This window comes from Anaeromonas frigoriresistens (assembly GCF_016820655.1).
Classification (GTDB): domain Bacteria; phylum Bacillota; class Clostridia; order Tissierellales; family SIT17; genus Anaeromonas; species Anaeromonas frigoriresistens.
In genome coordinates this window covers 1-25,338 of the sequence record NZ_WSFT01000022.1, presented here as the reverse complement: position 1 = coordinate 25,338, position 25,338 = coordinate 1, and the positions used below count along the sequence as shown (strand labels likewise).

General features: G+C 32.1%; 24 protein-coding genes and 1 pseudogene. All 25 read right to left on the bottom strand.

The genetic code is table 11. The annotated features are described in order from the left end of the window. Nucleotides 1-59: 59 nt before the first annotated feature. Nucleotides 60-344, bottom strand: a complete 285-nt coding sequence (locus GOQ27_RS05200; RefSeq protein ID WP_203365777.1) for a BMC domain-containing protein — start codon at nucleotides 342-344, stop codon at nucleotides 60-62. 29 nt (nucleotides 345-373) lie between these two features. Further along, nucleotides 374-1,843, bottom strand: a complete 1,470-nt coding sequence (locus GOQ27_RS05195; RefSeq protein WP_350445881.1) for an acetaldehyde dehydrogenase (acetylating) — start codon at nucleotides 1,841-1,843, stop codon at nucleotides 374-376. Between the two features lie 255 nt (nucleotides 1,844-2,098). Further along, nucleotides 2,099-2,365: pseudogene (locus tag GOQ27_RS17600) on the bottom strand (BMC domain-containing protein); the annotation flags it as partial. A gap of 22 nt (nucleotides 2,366-2,387) precedes the next feature. Beyond that, the gene (gene eutL / locus GOQ27_RS05185; RefSeq protein WP_203365774.1) at nucleotides 2,388-3,041 is read right to left on the bottom strand and encodes an ethanolamine utilization microcompartment protein EutL; all 654 of its coding nucleotides are present in this window, start codon (nucleotides 3,039-3,041) and stop codon (nucleotides 2,388-2,390) included. An 18-nt stretch (nucleotides 3,042-3,059) separates the two neighbouring features. After that, the gene (gene eutC / locus GOQ27_RS05180) at nucleotides 3,060-3,947 is read right to left on the bottom strand and encodes an ethanolamine ammonia-lyase subunit EutC (protein ID WP_203365773.1); all 888 of its coding nucleotides are present in this window, start codon (nucleotides 3,945-3,947) and stop codon (nucleotides 3,060-3,062) included. 45 nt (nucleotides 3,948-3,992) lie between these two features. Continuing rightward, the gene (locus GOQ27_RS05175) at nucleotides 3,993-5,357 is read right to left on the bottom strand and encodes an ethanolamine ammonia-lyase subunit EutB (RefSeq protein ID WP_203365772.1); all 1,365 of its coding nucleotides are present in this window, start codon (nucleotides 5,355-5,357) and stop codon (nucleotides 3,993-3,995) included. A 39-nt stretch (nucleotides 5,358-5,396) separates the two neighbouring features. Then, the gene (gene eutA, locus GOQ27_RS05170) at nucleotides 5,397-6,833 is read right to left on the bottom strand and encodes an ethanolamine ammonia-lyase reactivating factor EutA (protein ID WP_203365771.1); all 1,437 of its coding nucleotides are present in this window, start codon (nucleotides 6,831-6,833) and stop codon (nucleotides 5,397-5,399) included. A gap of 101 nt (nucleotides 6,834-6,934) precedes the next feature. Further along, nucleotides 6,935-8,344, bottom strand: coding sequence for a sensor histidine kinase (locus GOQ27_RS05165; protein ID WP_203365770.1), 1,410 nt, complete (start codon nucleotides 8,342-8,344; stop codon nucleotides 6,935-6,937). Between the two features lie 32 nt (nucleotides 8,345-8,376). Next, nucleotides 8,377-8,946: an ANTAR domain-containing response regulator gene (locus tag GOQ27_RS05160; RefSeq protein WP_203365769.1), complete on the bottom strand. Its 570-nt coding sequence runs from the start codon at nucleotides 8,944-8,946 to the stop codon at nucleotides 8,377-8,379. Between the two features lie 78 nt (nucleotides 8,947-9,024). Next, nucleotides 9,025-9,447: a EutP/PduV family microcompartment system protein gene (locus GOQ27_RS05155; protein WP_203365768.1), complete on the bottom strand. Its 423-nt coding sequence runs from the start codon at nucleotides 9,445-9,447 to the stop codon at nucleotides 9,025-9,027. 11 nt (nucleotides 9,448-9,458) lie between these two features. Then, nucleotides 9,459-9,809: an ethanolamine utilization microcompartment protein EutS gene (gene eutS, locus GOQ27_RS05150; RefSeq protein ID WP_203365767.1), complete on the bottom strand. Its 351-nt coding sequence runs from the start codon at nucleotides 9,807-9,809 to the stop codon at nucleotides 9,459-9,461. A gap of 338 nt (nucleotides 9,810-10,147) precedes the next feature. Then, the gene (locus tag GOQ27_RS05145; protein WP_203365766.1) at nucleotides 10,148-11,272 is read right to left on the bottom strand and encodes an alanine dehydrogenase; all 1,125 of its coding nucleotides are present in this window, start codon (nucleotides 11,270-11,272) and stop codon (nucleotides 10,148-10,150) included. A gap of 299 nt (nucleotides 11,273-11,571) precedes the next feature. After that, complete coding sequence (locus tag GOQ27_RS05140; RefSeq protein ID WP_203365765.1) at nucleotides 11,572-12,411, bottom strand: nucleotidyl transferase AbiEii/AbiGii toxin family protein; 840 nt, start codon at nucleotides 12,409-12,411, stop codon at nucleotides 11,572-11,574. Beyond that, a complete protein-coding gene (locus tag GOQ27_RS05135) occupies nucleotides 12,408-12,983 on the bottom strand; it encodes a type IV toxin-antitoxin system AbiEi family antitoxin domain-containing protein (protein WP_203365764.1) in 576 nt (191 codons plus the stop codon). Before GOQ27_RS05135 ends, GOQ27_RS05140 begins: the two co-directional genes overlap by 4 nt. A 965-nt stretch (nucleotides 12,984-13,948) precedes the next feature. Beyond that, complete coding sequence (locus GOQ27_RS05130) at nucleotides 13,949-14,560, bottom strand: hypothetical protein (protein WP_203365763.1); 612 nt, start codon at nucleotides 14,558-14,560, stop codon at nucleotides 13,949-13,951. A gap of 499 nt (nucleotides 14,561-15,059) precedes the next feature. Further along, the gene (locus GOQ27_RS05125) at nucleotides 15,060-15,227 is read right to left on the bottom strand and encodes a hypothetical protein (protein ID WP_203365762.1); all 168 of its coding nucleotides are present in this window, start codon (nucleotides 15,225-15,227) and stop codon (nucleotides 15,060-15,062) included. Then, nucleotides 15,202-17,523 (bottom strand): cadherin-like beta sandwich domain-containing protein, encoded by a 2,322-nt coding sequence (locus tag GOQ27_RS05120; RefSeq protein ID WP_203365761.1) that lies wholly within the window; start codon nucleotides 17,521-17,523, stop codon nucleotides 15,202-15,204. The genes GOQ27_RS05125 and GOQ27_RS05120 overlap by 26 nt, the downstream gene beginning before the upstream one ends. 431 nt (nucleotides 17,524-17,954) lie before the next feature. Continuing rightward, the gene (gene pseG / locus GOQ27_RS05115; RefSeq protein WP_203365760.1) at nucleotides 17,955-19,010 is read right to left on the bottom strand and encodes a UDP-2,4-diacetamido-2,4,6-trideoxy-beta-L-altropyranose hydrolase; all 1,056 of its coding nucleotides are present in this window, start codon (nucleotides 19,008-19,010) and stop codon (nucleotides 17,955-17,957) included. 1 nt (nucleotide 19,011) lies between these two features. Beyond that, on the bottom strand, nucleotides 19,012-19,695 hold the full coding sequence (locus GOQ27_RS05110; RefSeq protein WP_203365759.1) for a PIG-L deacetylase family protein: 684 nt from the start codon (nucleotides 19,693-19,695) through the stop codon (nucleotides 19,012-19,014). Then, complete coding sequence (locus GOQ27_RS05105) at nucleotides 19,688-20,377, bottom strand: formyl transferase (RefSeq protein ID WP_203365758.1); 690 nt, start codon at nucleotides 20,375-20,377, stop codon at nucleotides 19,688-19,690. The genes GOQ27_RS05110 and GOQ27_RS05105 overlap by 8 nt, the downstream gene beginning before the upstream one ends. A gap of 1 nt (nucleotide 20,378) precedes the next feature. Then, nucleotides 20,379-21,428: a pseudaminic acid synthase gene (pseI, locus tag GOQ27_RS05100; RefSeq protein ID WP_203365757.1), complete on the bottom strand. Its 1,050-nt coding sequence runs from the start codon at nucleotides 21,426-21,428 to the stop codon at nucleotides 20,379-20,381. A 10-nt stretch (nucleotides 21,429-21,438) separates the two neighbouring features. After that, a complete protein-coding gene (locus tag GOQ27_RS05095) occupies nucleotides 21,439-21,900 on the bottom strand; it encodes a GNAT family N-acetyltransferase (RefSeq protein ID WP_203365756.1) in 462 nt (153 codons plus the stop codon). 14 nt (nucleotides 21,901-21,914) lie between these two features. Continuing rightward, nucleotides 21,915-22,655: a cytidylyltransferase domain-containing protein gene (locus tag GOQ27_RS05090; RefSeq protein WP_203365755.1), complete on the bottom strand. Its 741-nt coding sequence runs from the start codon at nucleotides 22,653-22,655 to the stop codon at nucleotides 21,915-21,917. Nucleotides 22,656-22,662: 7 nt separating this feature from the next. Then, nucleotides 22,663-23,856, bottom strand: coding sequence for a UDP-4-amino-4,6-dideoxy-N-acetyl-beta-L-altrosamine transaminase (gene pseC, locus GOQ27_RS05085; RefSeq protein WP_203365754.1), 1,194 nt, complete (start codon nucleotides 23,854-23,856; stop codon nucleotides 22,663-22,665). Nucleotides 23,857-23,882: 26 nt separating this feature from the next. Beyond that, nucleotides 23,883-24,920, bottom strand: coding sequence for a UDP-N-acetylglucosamine 4,6-dehydratase (inverting) (gene pseB / locus GOQ27_RS05080; RefSeq protein ID WP_203365753.1), 1,038 nt, complete (start codon nucleotides 24,918-24,920; stop codon nucleotides 23,883-23,885). Between the last annotated feature and the right edge of the window lie 418 nt (nucleotides 24,921-25,338).

The following is a 25,338-nucleotide window of genomic DNA, read 5'->3' as shown; positions in this document are numbered from 1 at the left end:
TCACACCCTTTTTTAGGTCTATGCCTGGCCTCTTAAGACCAGGCAATCACCTATAATGACTATTCTTCAAATTTAGGCAATATCAATTCTACTTCATTATGAGGTCTTGGTATTACATGTACAGATACTAACTCTCCAATTCTTCCTGCTGCAGCTGCACCAGCATCAGTTGCTGCCTTAACAGCCCCTACATCTCCTCTAACCATTACACTTACAAGGCCTCCACCTACATGAACTTTACCAATAAGGGTTACATTTGCAGCCTTTACCATAGCATCTGCTGCCTCAATAGATCCTACCAATCCTTTTGTTTCTATCATTCCCAACGCATTTGCATTAGCCATTTTCATATTCCTCCTTTAATTTAATAAATCTAATTATATTTTTTAAGCTCAGTCATAACAATTTTTGTTATTCTTTCAATGTCCATATCATTAAACGATGATTTACTTTTAATAGATTGATCTTTATACTCATTACCTATATCTTCTACTTCCTTCACCCCATAAGCCATTCTCCTAATATTTATAAGATTAAGTGGACTTACATTATCTGATGTTGCACTACCTCCTACAGCACCGCAGCCTAATGTTAATGATGGGGCTAGGTTAGTACTTGCACCTATGGCTCCTTGGGATGATGGTGTATTTACTAAGATTCTTGACACTGGTTTTTTTAATGCAAATTCTCTTATTATATCCTCATTTCTTGAGTGGATAACTAGAGAATGACCCAAGCCACCATAATTCAATAGTTCAATACACTTTTCACAGGCCTTTTCCCAATCCTCTTCAGAGTATAGAGCCAAGATAGGTGAAAGTTTTTCCCTAGAAAATGGATATTTCTTTCCTACATTTTTCTGCTCAGCAATCAATATCTTTGTATCCCTAGGGACCTTTATACCTGCCATTTCTGCTATTTTTATTGCAGATCTCCCTGCAATAGAAGAATTAAATCTACCACTTTCATCCTGTATAGTCCTTCCTACTTTATCTACTTCATCTCCAGTTAGGAAGTACACTCTCTGTTTAACCAGTTCTGTCTTTACTTGCTTCTTTATACAATCTTCTGTTACTATTGCCTGTTCCGATGCACATATAGTCCCATTATCAAAGGTCTTACTTTCTACTATTCGCTTCACTGCTAAAGGTATATCTGCACTTCTTTCAATGAAAGCGGGGACATTTCCCGGGCCTACTCCTAATGCTGGAGTTCCTGAACTATATGCTTCCTTCACCATAGCTGATCCCCCGGTGGCTAATATCAATGCTATATCTTTATGTCTCATAAGGGCAGCTGTACCTTCCATAGTTGGAATAGTCATGGAGTTTAATATCCCTTCAGGAGCTCCAGCCATTTTTGCCTCTTGTTGAAGTACCCTTACAACCTCACTGATACAATTAGTGGCAGCGGGATGAGGACTAAACACTATAGAGTTCCCAGATTTAACTGCTATCAATGCCTTATATATAGCTGTTGATGTAGGATTTGTAGAGGGGATTAACCCAGCTATTACTCCCACAGGGGTTGCTATTTCTAATATTTTATTCTCTTTATCCTCATCTATTATTCCTATGGTTTTCATATCTTTGATATATTCATATACTGCTTTACTAGCAAATTTATTTTTTATTATTTTATCTTCGTATACACCAAATCCAGTCTCTGAAGCTGCCATCTTAGCTAATCTATCAGATTCTTTATATGCAACATCAGCCATAGCTTTGACTATTTTATCTATTTCTTCTTGACTCTTCTTACTTAGGATATGTTGAGCTTCTTTAGCCTTCTCAACTAATATCCTTACTTCTTGTATTGATTTTAAATCTTTATCCTTAATCACCACCTATTTCACCCTTTCATAAAATTTTAGTATGGCTTCAATAAGTTCTTTTTTTCTAGCAGATCTAATTTCACTTCTATCTATGGGGAAAGAGGCTTCATATTTATCATCTAATTCTCTAGCTAATGTTCTTAAATCAACAGTTTTAATATCCTTTAGTTCCTCAGTAGTTTTAAATGATGAATCTGATCCTTCTTCCTTTTTTACTTCTTCTTTTACTTCTTGCTTTTCCTTTTTAGGCTCTGGATCAGGATTTGGTAGTATTTTTTCCACATCATTACTGGGTCTAGGAATTACATGGGTAGATATTAAATTCCCTACTTTTACTACTGCAGCCTCTGCTGCATCTATTGATGCTTTTACTGCTGCCACATCTCCCCGTATATGGATGGTTACTAATCCACCCCTTACGAACTCACAGCCCACTAATTCTACATTGGCTGCCTTTACACATACATCTGCAGCCTCTATTGCTCCAACATATCCATATGTTTCTATCATTCCTAGGGCTTGATTTTTCATAATTTTCACCACGACTTCTTAATTAATATTTATCTGGATTATCTGCAACAAATTTTACAGCTTCAGCAAAAGCATCACATGCTGCCTTACATGCTGATTGACTCCCTGTCAATAATCCTCCACCAAAGTTTGTTTCTGATGGTGGGCCATAAAATTGTACCATCTTAACATCTGCAGATTTTAATGCAGCATCTAATGCATACATTGCCTCAATAGGTGGTGCTATCAAATATGCAATAGCTTCTCCTTCGTCTATTCCTGAGGATTTAGATAAATATGTTCCAGTTCTTGATATACAATGAGCAAAATATGCTATAGAGTCATCTTCATTTGCACTATAGAAACATGCATTATTTTCAATAAAGTCAATAGCTGCATCTAATCCACTTCTTACTTCTGCAGGATTTGGTCCTGCTAATATACCTATAAATTCACCAGCTAATTTAGTAGAAGCATTTGCAGCTCCGGCATAGAAGGACTTAGCATAAACTACCTCCACATCAGCTTTTTTTGTAGCCTCATCTAATGCTGTATAAGAAACATCATCTATATCTGATGTTATTAATCCTATACTTCTATGGTGTGATCCTAGCTCTAATGCATCTGCCAAATCTCGGTCAACATTTGGTATCAATTTAACACTTAATACTTGGGCACGAATTGGATCGTTTCTCATTAAAAATCCCTCCTATTTTTATAACTCAAGATCTAGGCCGCTGGCCTTTTGATCTAACATTTCTTTTATAACGTGGGCTATATGAGCCCCTGCCTCTACAGCTGCTGTTCCACCCTGATGTATATTAGAAACCACTGTTCTTCTTGCCTCCGGCATTCCTACTGTTGATTTATATGCAATATATGCACTCATGCTTTCTCCAGTTGCAAGACCAGGTCTCTCTCCTACCAAAAGACAAGTAACATCTGCCTTTGTAACTTCTGATACTACATCCATTGAAGGTACTCTACCAAATTTAATAAAGAATGGTGTACCAGTGTTTACTCCATATCCTTCTAGTCCTTGATTTATTACGGGTAATATATCCTTTATATTAGCTTCAATAGCTGTGGAGCTTAGCCCATCCGCCACTACTATCTGAACTTGAGGATTTAACTTGCATTTATCCTTTATTTTTTTAATCTCTTCATCATCAAATTTTCTTCCTAAGTCTGGTCTTGTCAAATATTCATCTTTATCTCTACACTTAGTCTTCACTGTGAAAAGATTCATCTCTTCTAATATCTCTTCTGAAACATTTGTAAAAACAGCATCCATAGCTACTGCATGGTCTGCCCTAAATCTAAGTAGAGTCTCAGTCTTATATCTTGGTCCAGCTCTCCATACTCCAACCCTTGCCGGGGTTTTTGCCTTCATACTCAAATACTCTTCTGGATTTTCTGGATTTGGAACCAATAGTTGCTTTTTCAAATCTATAGTGGTTATATCCGGTAATTCACTATTATCTGTATTGTCTATATCTGTGCATTCCTGTACTACCTGCTCAATCATATCTTTAGAAGATTTTCCTCCCAATTCTGCTATAACCTGCTCTACTATTTCTCTTAATTCTTTTTCAGATACCATTTACTTCACCTCTCCATTTTTTAGAAATATTGAAGGATTTTCCCCCTATTTAAGAAATATAGATGCATCACCTGCTCTATCTGTTAATTTTCCATTCTGTGTTATTCCCATCTTTTCTAACCATTCATCAAATTCTTTTATTGGTCTTAGATTTAATAGCTCTCTTAATGCTGGAGTCTCATGGTATCCAGTACATTGATAATTAAGCATTACATCATCCCCTGCTGGTATTCCCATGAAATAGTTACATCCTGCAGTACTAAGTAATACAGCTAAGTTCTCTACATCATTTTGATCAGCCTTCATATGGTTTGTATAACAAGCATCAACTCCCATTGGGATGCCGGTCAACTTACCCATGAAATGATCTTCTAGTCCTGCCCTTATAACCTGTTGACTATCATATAAAAATTCTGGTCCTATAAAACCAACAACAGTATTAACTAAAAATGGACTATATCTTTTTGCAAATCCATAACATCTAGCCTCTAATGTCACCTGGTCTACTCCATGATGGGCATCAGAAGATAACTCAGATCCTTGGCCTGTTTCAAAATACATTACATTAGGTCCTGTAGCTGTTCCCTCTTTTAAGACTAATTCCCTTGCCTCATCTAACATTGCAGCGGTTATGCCAAAGGCTTCATTTCCTTTTTGAGATCCTGCTATACTTTGGAATATACAGTCTGAAGGAGCACCATTTTTGATAGCTTTCATTTGAGTAGTCACATGGGCCAATACACATGCTTGAGTTGGTATATTCCATTTATTTTTAAGATCTGCAAAAGCATTTAATACATTAGTCACACTATTAACTGTGTCATCTACTGGATTTAGCCCTATAACTGCATCTCCACATCCATAGGATAATCCTTCCATAGCAGATATCAATATTCCATCAATATCATCTGTAGGGTGATTTGGTTGAACTCTAGCTGACAATGTCCCCGGTAGGCCTATGGTAGTATTACAATGGGCAGTTATTCTAATCTTGCTAGCCCCATACATAAGGTCAAGATTTGACATTAATTTTGCAACAGCTGCTATCATCTCACTGGTAAGGCCTCTACTAATCCTTTTAATATCGCTTTCCTTAGTTTTATGATCAAGTATCCATTCCCTAAATTCTCCTACTGTCCAGTTCTGAATCTCTCCATATATCTTTTCATTTACTGCATCTTGGATTATTCTAGTTACTTCATCTTCTTCATATGGAATAACTGGATTTTCCCTTAAGTCTTTCAGGGTAAGGTTACTAAGTACTTCCTTTGCTGCTACCATCTCTGTCACAGATTTAGCAGCTATCCCTGCTAATTTATCTCCAGATTTTTCTTCGTTAGCCTTAGCTAACACTTCTTTAACTGAGTTGAACTGATATACTTCGCCAAATAATTTAGTCTTTAATCTCATATACTTTCACCTCTTATTTTTATAATTAATATTGAAATATTAATATCCAAAAGCTAATGTCTTGATAACTATAGGTACCACCCTCCCATTGGCCAAAGGTTTACCTATGTCTATAAAGTCTCCATTCTCCACCCTCACACTGTCTATGCATACTACATCCTTTTTATATCCCAAATATCTATGAATTGTTTGACCTAAAGCCTTTGCAATATCATTTTCTACTACAACTATCAATGGAATATTCAAATTCAATATCTCCTTCATACCAGCAATAATACTTTCAGCCATAGCTTGAAGCTCTTTGAAACTTAGATTTTTCACCCCCTTTAATGACAATGCCACTTGCTGGTTTCCATTATCTAAGTTAAACCACTCCACCTTTTCTTTAATTCTTTGGCTTAAACTTTGATAATTGAGCTTCTCATCCTCCTCTGAAAGCTTTAGAATTGGGATATTCTTTAAAGGAAATATATCCTTTGTAAAAGTAATAGTGCTTCCACTTATATCTGTAGTATGACTTCCTGCTCCTACCACTGTGGCCCTTATAGTTTCAGGGGGTTTATATATGCTAAATTTCTCAAAGAGGATACTATCCTTTATGCTCTTTCCAAGAATAATTCCTATATCTCCATATTGAAAATTATTGCTATAGGAGTCTTCTTCATATGTACAATCTGCTACCCCGCCTGAAAATGATATATACTCTATGTTGTAATTTCTTTTAAGATCCTTTGTAGTCAAAAGAAGATTCAAATCCTCTGTTGCCTCTTTAACTCCCAATACTTCCTCTAATATTTCTGACATTCTATTAGTTATTGCTTTTATATCATTAATCCTTATTTCCTTATTTACTTCTAGAGAAATTCTCATCTTCTCAGCTAGCTTCTTTATCTTTTCAGATATATACTCTAATCTCATGGTCTTTGGATTGATCTTTATCAGTCTACCCCCTATATCCAAACAGGTGGTATCTATTATCTCTCCATCCTTAAACACCGATATATTTGTAGTTCCTCCACCTATATCTAGATTTGCTACTATACTTCTCTTAGTTTTAGATAAAAGATCTGCTCCTGCACCTTTTCCTGCAATTATTGACTCAAGATCTGGCCCAGCTGTGGCAACTACAAAATCTCCTGCTAATCCACTAAGCTTATTTAAAACCATGCTAGCATTTTCTTTTCTAGCGGTCTCCCCAGTTATTATCACAGCTCCAGTATCTACATCTTCTGGTTGAATCCTTGCTCTTTTATATTCCTTTTCTATTATTTTTCTCACTGACTCTCCATCAATCTCTATGGCAGATCTTAGTGGAGTAAAATAGATTTCACTTTTATATATCACTTTTTTATCTACTATTCTTATTTTAGGTATGGAAAAGGCTGAGGCTGTATTTTCTATAGTTAAATTACTAAATACCAATTGCGTAGTTGAAGTCCCAATGTCTATCCCTACACTTAATATTTTTTCCTTCAAAATCATCCCTCCCCATAAAATGATAAAAAGGGACCTAGAGAGTATGAAATCATACTCCCTAGGCCCCTTCGCCTTTTCTAAAAACACGTCATTGTGTTTTTTTATTCATTTTTAAAATCAAATATTATCTTAGTTCCACTTTCTGTTGAATCTATATTTAAGTGACCATGTAGCTTATCCTTTACAATACTTCTAACTATATTAAGTCCTAAACTACTAGTCTTTGTATCTTTCACATCAAATCCTTTTCCATTATCAATTATGGATATACTAGAATACACACTACCCTTTTGAATCCAAACATCTATAAATCCTTCACCTTTTTCATCAAAGGCATGTTCTAGAGAATTATGTAATAGCTCATTTACCACTAATGCTATAGAGGTAGCTTTATCTGAGTCTATAGTCAAACTATCTCCCTCTATACTTATCTTTATATCTTTCATGCCGGGTAATCCGTAATTTATTGTATTTTTCTTTATTTTTGTTATTATAGTCTTTAGATCCACATCATCCACGCCATTTTGTGCTAAAATCTCATGGGTTACAGCTATACTAAGAATTCTATTTATACTTTCATTAAAAGATTTATTTACTAATTCATTATTTATTCTTCTAGATTGAAGACTTAGAAGACTTGCTATTGTTTGCAAATTATTCTTTACTCTATGATGGATTTCCCTTATTGCTACAGACTTTAAGATAAGTTCCTTTTCTTTTTCTCTTACTTCGGTTATGTCTTTTATTAACATAGTCACCCCTACAATTTTATTATCTTGTTTCATTGCTGCATATTTTATTTGCAATGTTAGTTTTCCTACTGTTATCTCTGACACTTTTAAATCAGACTCATCTATGAGTTTACTAAAGGAACTTCCATCTAAAACTAGATTATCAAAATCCATCCCTATTATATTATCCCTATATCCTAACTCCTTATAGAGTTCTATTGCCCTTGGATTACTATATGTAGCAATTCCTTGCTGATCAAACATCACTATGGCATCATTTATATGATAAGTTACGGTATACTCACTATCTGTAAAGTTAAGCAAGGTCTCTGTAAGCTGCTCTGCTGTTTCTGCTAAAAACTCCATCTTCTTATCTTGTTTCACATCCTTCGTTATATCCTGTTCCATTATTAAAACCCCAATAACATTTCCAGCATCATTATTTATAGGGACTACATTCTGTCTTACTGTTTTATTCTCCTGGGTTATAGCCTTTAAATCCCTTGTGGCCATGCCTATTTCTAGTGTTCTAAGGGCTGCCGGTTCATTCTTTCTAAAGGCCAACTCCCCAACCACAGAATATTCATACATTGATGTACAGGTGGTGGGCTTAGCTTCTGCTACTACTATGGCTGCATTAGGATCATTAGTCACACAGTCTATAAACACATCAGCCCTTACCAAATCTGCTATTATAGGAAGTATCTCTGACATTTTCTCAAGCTTCTTTATATCTGACTCACTAAGCTCAGTGTACTTTTTACATAGACTTCTAAGCATATTCATCTCTCCAAAATATATTATGTATTTTATTAATTATTCATTATAATTGCAGAGGCAATGTTCTTCATTGGATAACGTTTGTCCATGCTAAGCTTTCTAATCATATTATAGGCCTCTTCTTCAGATATATTTTCTTTTTTCATGAGGATACCTTTAGCCTTTTCAATTATCTTTCTATATTCTAACTGGCTTTCTATATTTTTAGCATCATTCTTTATCTTTTCTAATTCTTCCCCCCTAGATATGGCAACCTCTATAGTAGGTATAAGGTTCTTCTTACCTATAGGCTTTACAATGTATGCCATCACTCCAGATTCTTTTGCTTGATCTATAAACTCCATACCGCTGTATGCTGTTAATACCACTATACATTTAGCTAGACCTTCATTAGTTATAACTTTAGATGCCTTTATCCCATCTAAGATAGGCATCTTCACATCCATGATCACTAAATCTGGCTTAAACTTTCTACATAATTCCACAGCATCAAATCCATCAGAAGCTTCCCCTACAACATTGTAGTTCTCTTCTTTGAGAATCTCACTGATATCCATCCTAGTAATAGGATCATCGTCGGCTACTACTATTCTGTATCTCATCTTATTTCCTCCTTAACAAATCAAAATATTAACTTGTATTATGTATATTAGTTATGAGGACAAATTATAATATAAAATTTATTTTAAGTAATCTTTAAACTGATCTATCCCTACTTTTTCAACTGCACTTACCTTAAATATTTCTTTTACTCCTGCTAATTTAAGACATGCTGTAGCATATTCTAGGTCTTTTGACTCCTTATCTATTTTTGTGATTATCCCAATAACAGGCTTAGCAAATATCGATGCAAAACTTGGTGGAAAGGAACATTTTTTACTGGATGAATCTTGCACCAATCCTATCACATCACAGTCATAGGAAGACACAATTAATGCATTATAGTACCTTCTATTCTCAAGGTACTCTCCTGGAGTATCTATGACATTTTCATAGTATTCCATCGTTTGAGTCTTCTTATATTCCATATCAATTTCCTTTAATGATTGAACAAAAGTAGTCTTACCACACCCTATTTCTCCGATTAATATAACCTTCTTCACTTTATATCTCCTTAGGATTGAGTTATTTTAGTAGGGGTAAATGCTAACACATTACTTAATAAATATATTATTTCTTTAAGAGCTGATTTCACACTGGATACATCTCCAGTAATAACCAAGGAACCACTAAATCTATCTATAAATCCTATCTTTACATCTGCAGCTTTAGTGGCTGCATCTGCTGCTATAATAGCTGCTTCACTAGGTGTTATTGTAAGGATTCCTATTGCATCACTATATTCATCAGTTAATCCTAACTTCATATATATACTCTTATCAGGATTTGCAATAAGATGGGCTAATGTCACCTGTTTTCCAGGCACAAACTCTTGAATAATTCTTTTCTTATCAAGCTCTTCCATACACAATCATTCCTTATATAGATTATTCTAAATATAAATCCCCCTAAAAACACAGAAAGGTTTGCCACAAAACATAATAATATGTTTAGAGCAAGCCTCTTCGCTTCGATCATTGTACTCCATTGTACAATACTATTCTTTTTTTAAATTATACCATGTACAAAACTCAAAATCAATAGTATTGTTTGAATTTTTAGAATATTTATCAATAACCTTTGTCCTTCCGAGCACAGTGAAGAATCTTATCTTTTCTCCCTGTCATTGTAACAAGGATTAAAACATGTAATATACTTAAAAACAAGGATGCAATATGGCATCCTTGTCATTTAAAAGTCTCTTTAATATGTTATACCTAAAGCTTCTTCTGCTGTAATATATGGTCTTTGTTGCTTTTTCCCTGTCTCTTCTGAGATTAATTTTCCATAATAGAAAGATAATCCTCTTCTAAGATACTTATTCCCCATTAGTGCTTTCTCCACTCCTCTATTTGCTATTTGGAGCAAATAAGGTAGAGTTGTGCTGCTTAGGGACTGGGTTGCTGTTTGTGAAAAAGCTGAGGTGATATTATCTACACAATAGTGTATTATACCATCCACTTCATATATTGGATCATCATGGGTGGTCACTCTACAGGTCTCTATAGCTCCCCCTTCATCACAGGCTACATCTACTATCAATGAGCCTTCCTTCATCAACCCTAGCATATCTCTAGTTATAAGATGATCTCTCTTCCATCTTGCCCATCTTATACAATTGATTACTACATCGGATCTCTTTAAACACATCTCTATATTATTTTTATTAGAATATAAAAACTCTACATTAAGAGGTAATATACTTTTTGCTCTTTCCATTTTTTCTATATCAATATCCAGTACAGTGACCCTATTTCCAAGGGAAGAAGCTAGCTCTGCTGCTCCTAGTCCTGAATTCCCAGCCCCTATTATAGTTATCTCAGGAGTTTTAATCCCTTCTATCCTTGATAAAAAGATACCTCTACCTCCTTGAATCTTTTGAGAGAAATTCAATGCAGCTAAAAATCCTCCTTTACCTGCTAATACACTCATTGGTTTTAATAAAGGAAATTCCCCATCTTCATTAGTAATATCCTCATAAGAAATCCCAATAATTTTCTTTTCTAGCATAGCATCTGTTTGTTTTCTATATACATTGGAATGTATATATGCAAATATTATTTGACCTTCACTTAAATACTCAAACTCCTCTGGAAACACTTCCCTTACCTTATATATTAGTTCAGAACCCTCATATACCTGTCTAGCAGAATCTACTATCCTTGCCCCTTGTTCTTCATATTCTCTATCCTGAAATCCACTACCTAATCCAGCACCCTTTTGGATTAAAACCTCGTGACCATTATTAATTATTTCCTTTACCCCATTTGGATCACATGCTACTCTATATTCGTTAGGTTTAATTTCTTTTGGTATTCCTATTATCATAGATATTCCCCCCGATATTTAATTAACTATAGTATTATATATTCATTACTAGTCCTATTAATTCATACAATCTAAAGAGTAAGTACAAACTGTATATTTTTTTATTGTAATAATCCCATCATAAAAACAACTACCAAAGCACTTGGTAGTTGTTTACTATATATTTTGTTAATCTTCTTCACTATTACCCGACGATGACTCATCAGTAGGTTGTCCATTAAGAGTTTGTACCTTGTAACATATAAGTTGTTGTATTAGATTTATAATTTGTAAAGTTTTATATCATTCAAGATTTCATACTATTTCATCATGAAGATTTCCCTTAGTATATTTGTAATTTCTATGAAATCAATATCTTCTGCATAGGAATACTTCTCTTTATATGATTTCCATATTGTATTAAGCTCTTTACTTTCCTCTATATCCCTAAGATACTTTTCATTATTCTCTATATATACCAACGTATTTCTCTCTTCAGCTTTTTTTCGTATTGCATTACGTAAGTTTTCCATATCAATATCATTTCTTCGAAGTGTAAGAAGAATGTATACATCATAATAATCTCTTGCTCGTGTGTTTGCTACATTTCGTGCTAAAATTGATTCAATCTTTTCTGCTAAGATTGTATTCAAATTATATGCCTTTATTGAAATATCCCGTTCTTCAAACATGAGCTTAAACGAATACTCAACTTCTTTAGGGATAATCAAGTCTCCTGTAGTAATATCTATCTTCATGTTCACTCTGATCGTGAAGAAATGGGCTTCTATGGAAACTCTAAAATCATCATAGTCACTTACATCATGGATACTTTTAATATTTTTAAGTTTAAAAGTTACACTATCTTCAAGTTCAATCGAAAGTATCTCACTTAATATCTCTTCTATAGCTTCTTTATTAACAGGAATACCCTTTATAGTTGTATCCATGTCCATGGTACTTCTCATATCTATGCCAACCATGGCTGCAATCAGGAAACCACCTTTTAGAATAAAGTTATCTTTATACTGCGAAACAGAAATCCTTTCAAGAAGCCTTTCCATCATAAAATTCTGTAGCACGGTATTTGCTATTAGATTATTTTCCTTAGCCATATTATTAATCCAGTCTTTTAATTGTCTAGGACTACTTATTTTCACGTTAACACCTCCATGTATCTTCGAACCAAATCTCTGATATTAAAAATTTCGGCATACTTAAGTAGTTTTGCATAATCTGCCCCAGGAATTTTAAAATATCGTTTGACTGCTTCCATTACTAAATCATTATCTAAATAATCTTTCTTTTTAAGGCAATCACAGATGGTTCTTTCTTTATCATATACATGGACTTGGTTTCCAAAAGGTGTCAACATAGTCATTTCACCAATTGAATGAAGTTTTTCTGCAATATAAAAAAATTTATACTTTTCTTTATCTTTAATAAATCTTGTATTGTATCCTGAAGGGATCGTTAGCATCATCTGAAAAGGTGTCCTATCAGCTAAATCGTGAAAATAAAGCGCAGTTTCGTGTGAAAAGATTCCTTTCTTACATCTGTATTGAGTTAAAAGATAATCATCTTCCATCTGATTTGGATCCATATATACTCCATGTTCTACTCTTTCAATTTCCCCTAACTGTTGCATACGTTGCAATGTTTTATTGTTTATACCTGCTGCTGCAGCTTCCTTAGATGTAATAAAACCATTATTATTTTGAATTAGTTCCATCACAAGTTCCTTTTTAGTCATAAGCTCACCTCCTAGCTCCACTGATGTCTTTTATATTCGTATATATATTATCATATACTAACTAAAAAGACAACGCTAATAATAGTAAAATTATCCAGAAGATAATTTAATATCTTTTATCATTTGTACTAAATATAATTTTTATATTTAACACAAAATACAAACCTTAAAATCCGTCTTTTTAATTCGTATTTATCTCTTGATTTACTCACTAAAAAGACTTGTGGAGCTATGAAGAGATATTTTATCATAGATAAATTTGATTTCTCTTGTTACTCCTATTATCATAGATTTTTCCCTTATATTTAATTAACTATAGTTTTATATATATATATCATTATTCCTCACTATCATCCACCGATGACTCATCGGTAGTTTGTCCATTAAGAATTTGTACCTTAGAGTTTTTTTCATCAGATGTAATCTCTTCTTCGGGTGTAACTTCATCTTCTATTGGGATTTCTTCAATTTCCTTTGTATCCCCCCTAGACTCTTCACTAGGCTCTTCATCCTTTTCCTCATCCGTATTAGTAGTCTCTTTTTTATTCTCATTCTATTCATTTATATCTTCTTTCTCATGAAATTTCTTCTTATATTCTACTATGCATTTACTCATATTATCATCGGTATTATTTATCTTGCCACTAGCTTTTTTACTAATAGTTTTTTCTGCTTGTATTTGACTATTTAAAACTTCAGTTTTTTCTCTTAATTTATTAGCATTTGTTTTGTTTATGGATACTCCTGCTATAATAACCCACTGGCAATCACTAATAGTACCCCATTAAGTATAGTTATTTCCCCTATCTCATCCCTTACCTCTGTAAATATTTCTGTATATATACATTTCTATATTATAGACAGATTTCCTTTAATTTAACATATTTATATTTATGTATTAAAAGTAGAGACCTATAGGTCCCTACTTTTCCTTATATACTTCTTTATGCAATTTTTATGGACTTATTCTGTTTTCTAATCTTTAATATGGCATTTCTTATATCATCAAACTTAACTAATAGTTCCTCCTTATAACATCCACAAACATGAGAAAACATAGCATATTGGCTATTCATTCTTTTATCTGTCCATCCTGAATGAGCATCGGCTTCTTCTAATATTCTTTCATAATTATCTATAGCTGCTAAAAAAACATCTGTTATTTCTATTAATTTTCTATTATCTTTAATACAATACTCTAGTGCCCTATCAATAACGACTGTCTTATCATTATTTTTTCTTATACCTATTTCAGAATAACTATATGCTTCCTTCTCATATTTTGACAAGTGATCTATATCTTCGTAATAATCTCTCTCTAACATTAATGCAATAAAGTTAGGATTAGCACCTTCCTCAATAAGTATATTCCTTATACTCTTTGAATTTCTCATTATCTTACTAAAGAAGATATTATAACTTGAAGGGTTATCACATTTATAAGCAAATTCTTCTACTTCAAGTAAGGTTCTTCTTGTTTCTTCCGATAAGGCAATATCATATAACTTTAAATACCATTCTAAATCTGCAATTACTATATGAGGTCTTATTCTCATAATTTATTCTTCCTCCTTTATTTTAACCTTTATCTATAGCTTGTCCATTTAATTATTCTTTATACAATTTATTACTTATTATTTTGAAAAACTACATAGTAATAGATCTAAATATAATAAAAATAGGTTCATAAAGCACCTCACTGCTAAGTACTTTTGAACCCATTAAATCAATATCTTCTAATATATATTTCTTTTCATAATCTATTATTAACTAATCTCTTACTATCTCAAAAGATGGTATTAAATCACTATGATATTGATATCCTATCATTCTATCATGTCTTAATATTCCTAGGAGTATATATGGAGCTATTCCAATATTATGAGAGTAGTTTATTATTTCATTTTTATCTTTATAATTATTAATAAACTCCTCATATTGTTTTTCAGGAATTAAAAATTACTTACTATACTTTCATTTCTCTTCTTTAATTTTAATTACAAACTTTCTATTTATTTTAGAAGCTATATATGAAAATTTTATTCGGACCTTTATCTATCTCCTGTAAATTAGCTTATTATATACAGTAGCTATACTATTAAACCTTCCAGTGCCTAGTAATATACTATCCATCATTACTGCTAACATTACAAATACGTAGAATACGAATGGGGTTGCATCTAGAAAATCAGCTGTTCTATATGGATTTATACCATGTTTCATAAAAAACAGCTCTTTTTTTCATCCCAATCTTGATTATTAATCCTAATGGGATTAGTAGAAGCCACCACCATAATTGATTTATTGGTTTTGCCACTATACCATAATAACTGAAATGATCTGTGATGAATTCTAAGTATCCCTTATCAGTGACTGCTGCATTCATTGATTCTACGTCTCCATAATCTGATATATATACTATATCTATATTTTCTTTATCTATATATTTTTCAGGTATTTTTATCTTCACTTTCACTTTTCCATCTGGTTGAATCTTAATATTATTTTTCATTAAGCTTATGTCATATAATTCAACTAACTCTTTGTCTTTCATATTTTCTTTAACTGTTTCTCTTAATTTATCTAATTCTTTTTGTACTTTCTCATCATGTTCAACAACCTCTGTATATCTTAACACCTGGTCTACTACTAGATATATACCTTCATCAAAGGATGTTCCCTCAATTCCTTCTACTGATATTTCTGTTTCATCATCTACTAATAATATCTTTTTAACTTCACTTACTTCATCTTCTAGTCTTTCTCTAAGTCTATCTACTCTGAATGATTTTTGATTGTCTCTTAAGTTATTATGTATGTCTATTGTATTATTAACCCTTGGATCATATGTCCTTATTATTACATCTTCAATGTCAGTAATAACTTCTACTGGAGACTCAAATTCCTCTACTTCTATTTTATCTTCTAGGTCATTACTTTGATTCCCAACTCTTTCCTCCACAGAGTATGGCAAGCTACCTTCATTATCTCCTATAGCTTCTTTTGCTTCTTCTAAATCTACTTTATTTGATGTCTTGATATCCTCAAAAATATAAGGTGGAACATCTATTATTATGCTTGTATCTTCATTAGTAGTATCCTCATCTTTAGCTACTGGTTTTGGTTTCCATTTAGCATATAATATGATATCTGATGTTCCTATAGTTAAACTATCCTCCGCCATATGATCAGTTCCATTTCCATCCGCTGATGTATTCCATCCTGCAAATCTATAGCCTGTTTTTTCTAAACTTCCTTTATTATCTGCAACTGTTACTGTATTTCCTTCTTCATAGCTACTGAGATTTATTGGTATAACTCCTGATGTGTTTCCATTACCATCATATGTTAAAGTGAATTTTTGTAATGCCCTTATCATTGTTATAGTGTATATTTTTTCAGTTCCATCCTCGGCTATTACTTTTATATCTATTGTATTTTGACCTTCATTTAATGATATTGCCTCTGAAGCACTGCCAGTTGTTACAGGTATTCCATCAACTGTCAGTATAGCCTTCCCATCTGCTGCTTTTGGTGTAACTTTGATACTTGATACTGAGTTTGATACACTTGCTGTATATTCTGTTGTACTACTATCAAATACTGGTGATAATGTTTCTTCACCTAGTATTAAATCACTTAAGTCTGCATTACTAGATTGGTTAGCAACTGCCACTAATATCATAAATTTTCCAATCATATAAGGTTTATCACTTAAACCTAAGGTATCAACCACTTGATTGCTTTCAATATCAATAACACTCATATTAGAATCTCCATAATTAACTGTGTAGGCGTGATTTCCATCCATTGAAACGCCTGCGATATAAGGGTTTCGTCCAACATCGATATTACCCACTATCTTATTGTCTGAATTTCTGATAATCAAAAGTTTGTTCTTAGTTACAAGTGGCACATAAATCTGACTTCCATCTGGCGAAATCTCCACTGAATAAGCCATCCCCATTATATCAATCTTTTTTTCTACCTTTTTAGTATCCAAGTCAATAACACCTATATTTTTATTAAATACATTAGGAACATATATTTTTGTACCATCTGGATTGACAGTAATTCCATATGCTGATCCAAATGAATCGTATTCTATTGTCTCTGTTTTTAATTTATCAGTTATCGTGTCTATGATACTTATTTTATTTGATTCTTTTTTTACAAAATAAATATCTGATCCCACATTTACAAGTGCCATTGGTCGCCCTATAGTCCTTATGCTTTTAGTTACTTCAAGACTACTGGTATTAATAACAGAAATACTATAATCATAGTTTGCTACATATGCCTTACTTCCATCGTGGTTATATGCAATCTCAGCTGGAGATTGACCAACATTGATTGTTTTTATTACTTTACCTTCGGTAGTATCTATAACAGACACTGAGTTACTATCTTTATTACTTACAAATACTTGTTTGCCATTTGGATTGATTTCTGAAGTAGTTGGTTTACTTCCTACTCTAATTTTACCTTTTTCTACAGTACCCGTATTCAAATCTACCACATCTACTACCCCAGTAGTATAACTTGTAATATAGGCTTTACTAAATGATATATTGTCATTTCCTTCGTATATTACATTATATGTCGGTGCAGCATTTGCCTTGTTTAGCTGTATAGTAGAGATAATAATTGTGAATATTAAAAGCAGTTATAATGACCTATTAAAAGCATTTCTTTTCATCTCATTCTTCCACTCACACGAGTTTAAAATAGTATCCCTGCTAATCTTTCTATCATATACCTAGTATTAATATTCCTTTAAAAATTTGATTCTCTACTGAAGTCTCTTATCCCTTCCTATTAATAGAAATTTTTAACATTATATTTTTACAGAAGATTAGTTAATTTTATAAATTGTAGTTTATACTTACTCTATATAATTACACATAAAAGAAATATAAACATACCTTATAAGGTATGCTTATATCTCTTTTATAAATTTGATATTATATCAGCAGTTCGTCTGGCTCCATTACAATCAACTAGCTTTTTTATTTTATTTGATATATTCTCTCTATCACTATAACCTACTAATTGTTTTAGTGTATTCTGTAAGGATTCTTTATCAAACTCATTAAACCATCCTAAGCTTTTTATATATTCTTCCTTTTCCATCTTTTTAACTAAGGATTCTTGATTTTCTGCATATATAAATGTAATGGCAGGAGTTCCAGTGGCACATAACTCATATATAGTGCTTCCTCCTGATGATATAGCAATATCTGACTTTAACATTATCTCAGACATACTAGGTGGGTTTTTATGAAATATAATATTTTCATTCAAATGGTAGCGTTCTTCAAGTTCACATATTAGTTCTCTATCAAACCCATTACCAATCACTACATTATATTTTATCTTTTTTAAATCTAGATTTAATGAATCTAGTATTTTTAATGTTACACCATAAGGATCAGATCCTCCTGTAGTTATCATGATTTCTTTTATATCTTTATTAATAACTTTTTTGGGAAGGTTTTTAAATTCATCCCTTATTAAAGTATATTTAGCTCCAAGTAATAGCAATTCTTTTTCATAGTATCTTTCATAGTTCATATCAGTAGCAGTAATATTCCCATTTATTATGATATCTACTGGATAAGAAAATTTATTAATATCATCAATATATATTAAGGTATCTACTTCTTTTTTCAAATCTAAAAAGCACTCTTTAGTCACATTGTAACTATCTACTATTAAAGCACTTATATTCTTTTCTTTTATTATAGAAGATAATTGTTCAACTTCATTGATTAATTCAGACTTATTTCCATAATGAAACCCTTCAATTTTCTCCTCGTTATCTTCTTGTAATTTAATATATTTAAACCCTTCTATTTCTATCTTTTTTATGCCATCTTCAAATTTACTTAAAAAATAAACATTATCTCCATTTTGTCTTAACTCTTTAGCCAAAGATAAGCATCTAACTAAATGCCCCATACCTACAGATTTTCCACCATCAACTCTTATTCCTATATTTTTCATGTTATTGAACCTTTCTAATCAACTCAAAGGCTTCAACATATTCTTTTCCTACTACTGTGCCCCATCTAGCTGCTATTAGCTTTAATGCTTTCAAAGATCTAGGATGAGGATATTCTCCTAACTCTGTTTTATAGCATGCCATTGCATTAAGTTTTTCTTCAAGTGTTTCTTTTATATCAATAAATACATTTGGTTTAAACATATTATCTCCATATTGAAAATTCCACTCTGTAGATGATGGGGTTTCGAAGCAATATATTTCTTTAACACTATACTCTCCTACTGGTCTAGATGCAGTTATCACTGCCTCAAATGTTTTTTTATGATCAATATTTAGATCTCCATAGTGATGAGTATAGATTATATCTGAATTTAGAATTGTAATATATTTTTCAACTTCTTTAATAATATCAAGTAAATCTACTGAATCAAATCTATTATCAGGAAAATTAGAGAAATATACACTTCTAAATCCTATTATCTTTGCTGAATCTAAAGTATCCTTATGTAGACTTTCTAAAACTTGTTCATCAGTATCATCTCTCTTATTTCCTCTAGAAGTCATTCCTTCCCCTAAAATCAAACAATCAACAATATCTCCTTGATCAATTCTTTTTCGTATAGTACCACCTAAGCCTAATATTTCATCATCTGGGTGAGCAGCTACCACTAGTATTTTACTCATTTTCATTCACCTCTACTATTTCTACATCTGCTATTATTTTATTGTTTTTTAAAGATGCCCTACTAAACTCTAATCTATAATTTCCAAACTCTATAAATGCATTTGGATATCCCTCTGCATCTAACATTCTAATATAATCATATATTTTCTCTAAATCAAAGCTAGTATCTAATTCACTATCTTTAGGAGTTCTCCTCTTAAAACTAACTACATCTCCCTGTTGTTTAATAGGTTCTATTTTTCTATCTATGATTTGTGGAATCATTTTTTCAAATACAATATTAGAAGCTCTAATAAATATTTCTTCGGCAGTCCCATTGAGATTTAAGTCTTCCTTTAAATAAATATCTCCTGTATCAATACCTCCATCTACCTTTATAGCAGATATTTTCGTATCCTTTATACCTCTAGACATTAGATTTTGCAATGGACTACCCCCTCTTCCAAAGGGTAGATCAGTCATATGAAATACAATACAATTAAAGTTGGAATATATATCCTTTGGTATCATCCAAGACCAATGTGGAAAAAAAATATAGTCTGGATTAATATCTCTTATATTTTCATAAGTTAATTCATTTTTATCAGTAATAATAAATACATCTATATTTTTATTCTCTTTTTTTAATTGAATAGATTTTTTTATATTCCATGGTTTTACGGTTACAATAAGTACTTTCATACTAAATCACCATATCCCAATTAAGCGGTGTTCCTCTTTCTATATCTCTATTAGCTCTTTTTCCAACTACATCGTCATAATATTTAGGCTTAATTCCATAGCCTGGTCTAATTATTCTCATATTTTCTTCAGTAAATTTGTCTCCTTTTTTCATATCCTTAACTACAAATATAGACCTTCTAAATCCTCTACTTACATGTTCTCTTTCCGATACCTCAAAGTCAACTTTACCTATGGCTTTTTCAACTATTCGAATATCTTGTACCATTTTTTTAAATTCATGGGGTTCCATAGAAAAAGATGAATCAGGATTTTCAATTTCTCTACTTATACAAAAATGCTTCTCTACTATTTTAGCTCCTAATGCAACTGCAGTCACTGCTCCTAATGACCCTAATGTATGATCTGATAATCCCGCAATTACTCCAAAATTACTTTTTAAATACTCTATAGTTTTTAAATTCATATCTTTAGGAACTGCTGGATAGGCACTAGAACATTTAAGAAGGCATATTTCATTATTCTCTTCTTTTCTTATGGCATTTACTGCATCTTCAATTTCTTCTAATGTTCCCATTCCTGTGGACATAATGATTGGTTTTCCCTTTGAAGCTATATATCTAATAAGTGGAATATCAACCAATTCAAAAGAGGCAATTTTATAAAACTTTACATTTAATTCTTCTAAAAAATCTACGGCAGTTTTATCAAAGGGGGTAGAAAGAAAATCTAAACCTATACTTTCAGCCTCTTCTTTAAGTCTAGCCTGCCATTCCCATGGTGTATATGCTTTCTCGTATAATTTGTATAGGTTTTCTCCTTCCCATGTTCCCTTTTTTATTTTGAAATACTCTTTATCACAGTCGATTGTCATAGTATCAGCTGTATATGTTTGTATTTTGATACAGTCTGCACCAGCTTCTTTTGCAGCATGTATAATCTCTATAGCTCTATCTATGTCGCCAGCATGATTTGCTGACATTTCTGCTATTATATATGATGGATATCCATCACCTATAAACCTATCATTTATTTTTATCCTTTTATTCATAAATATCCTCCTAATTATCCTTAGTAAGATTAATATAATATTCAATAGTATCATTTTTCGTATTTCTGGTATATCCCGAATTCTTGAAAGCCTTTTGTGATGCAGTATTCTTTATTTTTACTTTTCCTACTAACATCTTAACAACTTTATCTTTAGTCACAAACTTCTCTACTATTTTTTTTAATATTGTAGTACCATAGCCTTTACCCCTATACTCTTTATCTATACTATAATCTATAAATCCTATGTCATCTTCTATATCTATTCTTATTTGTCCTATTGCAATTTCTTCAATATAAGCTATGTAGATATAAGTATTAGGAGAATTGATTTTATTTTCAAACCACTTTTTATGCTCACCGTAGTCAATTTGCTCTGTATTAAAAGCATGTTCTCTAACTAACTCATCATTAGCCCACTCATATAGTAATTCACAATGCCGTTTATTTACAAGCTTTAATTCTACATTCACCCTTTTCAACACCTTTATTTAATCTTCTTTTGCTCTATATCTTTATTTATATTTATTAACTCTTTATTTTCTTTCATCAATCTAACTATATCTTCTAAATAAAAGTCATGTCTATCATTATATAAATACTTATATATTTCTTTTATCAACTCAAAGTCTTCCTCAGTATCTAATGTCCATCTATATTTAGAATAGTTTATATCGTTCATATAAAAATATTTTTTATATTTATCATTTTCATATATATATGGGGTTACATGCTCTCTCTGATATTTTTCTTGAGCATTATTATAAGCTTCTTCTAAACATTTAAATGTAAAAACTTCTGTATCTAATCCTCTAGGATAAGTTCTCTTACTTAAATCTGCTCCTCCATTTGTCACTATGTCATAGTCATTATCTTTATAAAATTTAATGATTTCATCCACAATTTTAGGATCAATCAATGGACAATCAGAAGTGATCCTCACAATTATATCACCGTTATTTTCTTTAGCTGCATGATAATATCTACTCAGTACATCTTCTTCACTACCTCTAAATACTTTAATCCCTAGTCTATTAACTTCCTTAACAATATCATCATCATTAGGACTTTCAGTGGTAGCTATAATTATCTGATCAATTTCCTTGGATTGTTTTATCCTTAATATATCATGTTCTAATACACTCTTCCCACAGATATCTAATAGTACCTTACCTGGGAGTCTACTAGATCCCATTCTAGCTTGTATAATAGCAATAACTTTACTCATAATACCCCTACTTCCTATAGTAGTCTAATACTTTTTCTAAGGCCATAATTACATCATCTAAATCTTCATTCTTCATAGAAGGATGTAAGGGCAGTGTAATGATCCCTTCATACACCCTTTCAGCTACAGGACATAATCCCTTCTCATATCCTAACTTTTTATAGTATGGATGCAAGTGTACCGGTATATAGTGGACATTGACACCTATGTTCTCTGCCTTTAAAGCTTCAAAAATTTCTTTTCTATCCCCATTAAATTTCTCAAGCTCTAATTGGATAACATATAAATGCCAGCTGGAATTAGAATCTTTAGATTCATAGGGAGTAATAACTCCATCCATTTTAGATAGTTTATCATTATATATATTCACTAGCTCTCGTCTTCTATGGATAAAGTCATCTAGTTTATTAAGTTGACTAATCCCTAAGGCACATTGAAAATCTGTAATCCTATAATTAAACCCTAAGTCTAATTGTTCATAGTACCAAGAACCTTGATTATTATCTGTCATTAAATCACTATCTCTAGTGATACCATGGGTCCTAAATAGGATCAACTTTTCATATAAATCCTTATCATTAGTAGTAATAACCCCACCTTCTCCTGTAGTAATATGCTTTACAGGATGAAAACTAAACTCTGTCATATCTGCAATACTACCTACTTTTTTATCTTTATATTCAGTTCCAATAGCATGGGCACTATCCTCTATAACTATTAGATTATATTTTTTAGCTAATTCCATGATTTTATCTAAATCTACTGCTTGTCCTGTATAATCCACAGGAATTATAGCCTTTGTCTTATCAGTTATTTTTCTCTCTATATCTTCCACATCGATATTGTAAGTCTTAGGATCTATATCAGCAAAAACCGGGGTACCACCTAAATATAGTACACAGTTAGCTGATGCTGCAAATGTAAGAGGTGTAGTTATCACTTCATCCCCTTCTCCTATGCCGGCTGCATAACAAGCTGCATGTAATGCAGCAGTACCATTAGATAATGCTACTGCATATTTAGCTCCTACATATTTAGCAATTTTTTCTTCAAATTCTTTGACTTTTGGTCCCGTTGTTAGATAGTCGCTTTTTAAAGTATCTACTATTACTTTTATATCTTCTTCATCTATATTTTGCCTTCCATAGGGCAAATAATCTTTCCTTATAGGAGTCCCACCTAATATAGCCAGTTTGTCCATTTCTTCACCTACTCTATAAGTAATATTTATTTAGTAACTGCTGCTTCAAGTAATGCAGCATCTTTAATAGGAATGAATCCTAATTCATTCATTGCTACTCTTAAGTCTTCTATACTTAACCACTCTTTATTATTTCCTGAATTATACTCAAATCCTTCTTCTATCAATCTTCCTCCTGGAGTAAAGTGTTTTTTAAAGTTCCACCATTCAAAGTGAGGGTATATTATATAGTGTTTTTCATATTCATATGTGTTTCTAGAATCATCTCTAGTTATCATAACTTCGTGAAGTTTCTCTCCCTCTCTAATACCTACTTCCTTCATAGATCCTTCTGGAAGCATGGCTTTCGCTAGATCAGTTATTTTGAATGAAGGTATTTTAGATATATATGTCTCTCCACCCTTTGACTCTTCTAAAGCTTTGAAAACTAGCTCTACACCTTCATCTAATGTTATCCAGAACCTTGTCATCCTGTAATCAGTAACAGGAAGTTCATTTACTCCTTGCTCTATTAAATCTTTAAAAAATGGTATTACCGAGCCTCTACTACCAGCTACATTCCCATACCTAACCACTGAAAATACAGTAGGCTTATCTCCAGAATAAGCATTAGCTGATATGAATAACTTATCTGATACTAGCTTAGTCCCTCCATATAGATTTATAGGATTTACAGCTTTATCAGTAGATAGGGCTACCACTTTCTTTACACCTCTATCTATAGCAGCATCAATAATATTCTGGGCTCCATGAATATTAGTCTTTATAGCCTCAAAAGGATTATATTCACAAGCAGGTACCTGCTTCATCGCTGCTGCATGGATAACATAGTCTACCCCATCAAAGGCTCTATATAGTCTATCCTTATCTCTAACATCTCCGATAAAGAATCTAAGTTTATCTAATTTATCTTTAAACTGCTGTCTAACTAATCCTTGCTTGTATTCATCCCTTGAATATATAATTATCTTTTTTGGATCATACTTCTCTAAAATCATCTCAATGAACTTTTTACCAAAAGATCCTGTTCCCCCAGTAACTAATATTGTTTTATTATTTAACAAATTCATTTCCTCCTCGGTAACTTTTCGTTTGTCTACTACAATAAAAATAATCTAACTTAATTATATAATACTTTCTATATTATTAATCGACAGAATTAAAGGTTTTCTTGAGTAAAATGACAAATTTCATAAAAGTGACAAAAAAGATAGAGACACTAAGTCTCTCTGCTATTAAATAACTGAAATCATTAATATTAGCTTCTACAGACAAACATACAAATAAAAAAATAAGGCAAATAGGTGGACACCTCTTTACCTGAATAAATACTTAATTATATCTAATTTACTGCACCTTTAGGTCCTTTTCCAATCTTTCCAATGGACTCATTATGTCTTATGCCCATACTGGACACCCAATCGAGTAGGAGGTAATTAATTATTTTAATTACCGTCCTCTCACACCACCGTACGTACCGTT

What these genes read in the sequence shown, in the direction of transcription:
- pseI (WP_203365757.1), bottom strand. Translation starts at nt 21,428, where the DNA reads ATGAATAAAAGGATAAAAATAAATGATAGGTTTATAGGTGATGGATAT.
- GOQ27_RS05165 (WP_203365770.1), bottom strand. Translation starts at nt 8,344, where the DNA reads ATGCTTAGAAGTCTATGTAAAAAGTACACTGAGCTTAGTGAGTCAGAT.
- GOQ27_RS05145 (WP_203365766.1), bottom strand. Translation starts at nt 11,272, where the DNA reads ATGATAATAGGAATACCAAAAGAAATTAAACCTAACGAATATAGAGTA.
- GOQ27_RS05175 (WP_203365772.1), bottom strand. Translation starts at nt 5,357, where the DNA reads ATGAGATTAAAGACTAAATTATTTGGCGAAGTATATCAGTTCAACTCA.
- GOQ27_RS05090 (WP_203365755.1), bottom strand. Translation starts at nt 22,655, where the DNA reads ATGAGTAAAGTTATTGCTATTATACAAGCTAGAATGGGATCTAGTAGA.
- GOQ27_RS05135 (WP_203365764.1), bottom strand. Translation starts at nt 12,983, where the DNA reads ATGGAACTAATTCAAAATAATAATGGTTTTATTACATCTAAGGAAGCT.
- GOQ27_RS05130 (WP_203365763.1), bottom strand. Translation starts at nt 14,560, where the DNA reads ATGAGAATAAGACCTCATATAGTAATTGCAGATTTAGAATGGTATTTA.
- GOQ27_RS05160 (WP_203365769.1), bottom strand. Translation starts at nt 8,946, where the DNA reads ATGAGATACAGAATAGTAGTAGCCGACGATGATCCTATTACTAGGATG.
- pseG (WP_203365760.1), bottom strand. Translation starts at nt 19,010, where the DNA reads ATGAAAAATATAGGAATAAGAGTTGATGGTGGAAAATCTGTAGGTATG.
- GOQ27_RS05110 (WP_203365759.1), bottom strand. Translation starts at nt 19,695, where the DNA reads ATGAGTAAAATACTAGTGGTAGCTGCTCACCCAGATGATGAAATATTA.
- pseC (WP_203365754.1), bottom strand. Translation starts at nt 23,856, where the DNA reads ATGGACAAACTGGCTATATTAGGTGGGACTCCTATAAGGAAAGATTAT.
- eutL (WP_203365774.1), bottom strand. Translation starts at nt 3,041, where the DNA reads ATGAGAAACGATCCAATTCGTGCCCAAGTATTAAGTGTTAAATTGATA.
- eutS (WP_203365767.1), bottom strand. Translation starts at nt 9,809, where the DNA reads ATGGAAGAGCTTGATAAGAAAAGAATTATTCAAGAGTTTGTGCCTGGA.
- eutC (WP_203365773.1), bottom strand. Translation starts at nt 3,947, where the DNA reads ATGGTATCTGAAAAAGAATTAAGAGAAATAGTAGAGCAGGTTATAGCA.
- GOQ27_RS05200 (WP_203365777.1), bottom strand. Translation starts at nt 344, where the DNA reads ATGGCTAATGCAAATGCGTTGGGAATGATAGAAACAAAAGGATTGGTA.
- GOQ27_RS05105 (WP_203365758.1), bottom strand. Translation starts at nt 20,377, where the DNA reads ATGAAAGTACTTATTGTAACCGTAAAACCATGGAATATAAAAAAATCT.
- GOQ27_RS05125 (WP_203365762.1), bottom strand. Translation starts at nt 15,227, where the DNA reads ATGAAACATGGTATAAATCCATATAGAACAGCTGATTTTCTAGATGCA.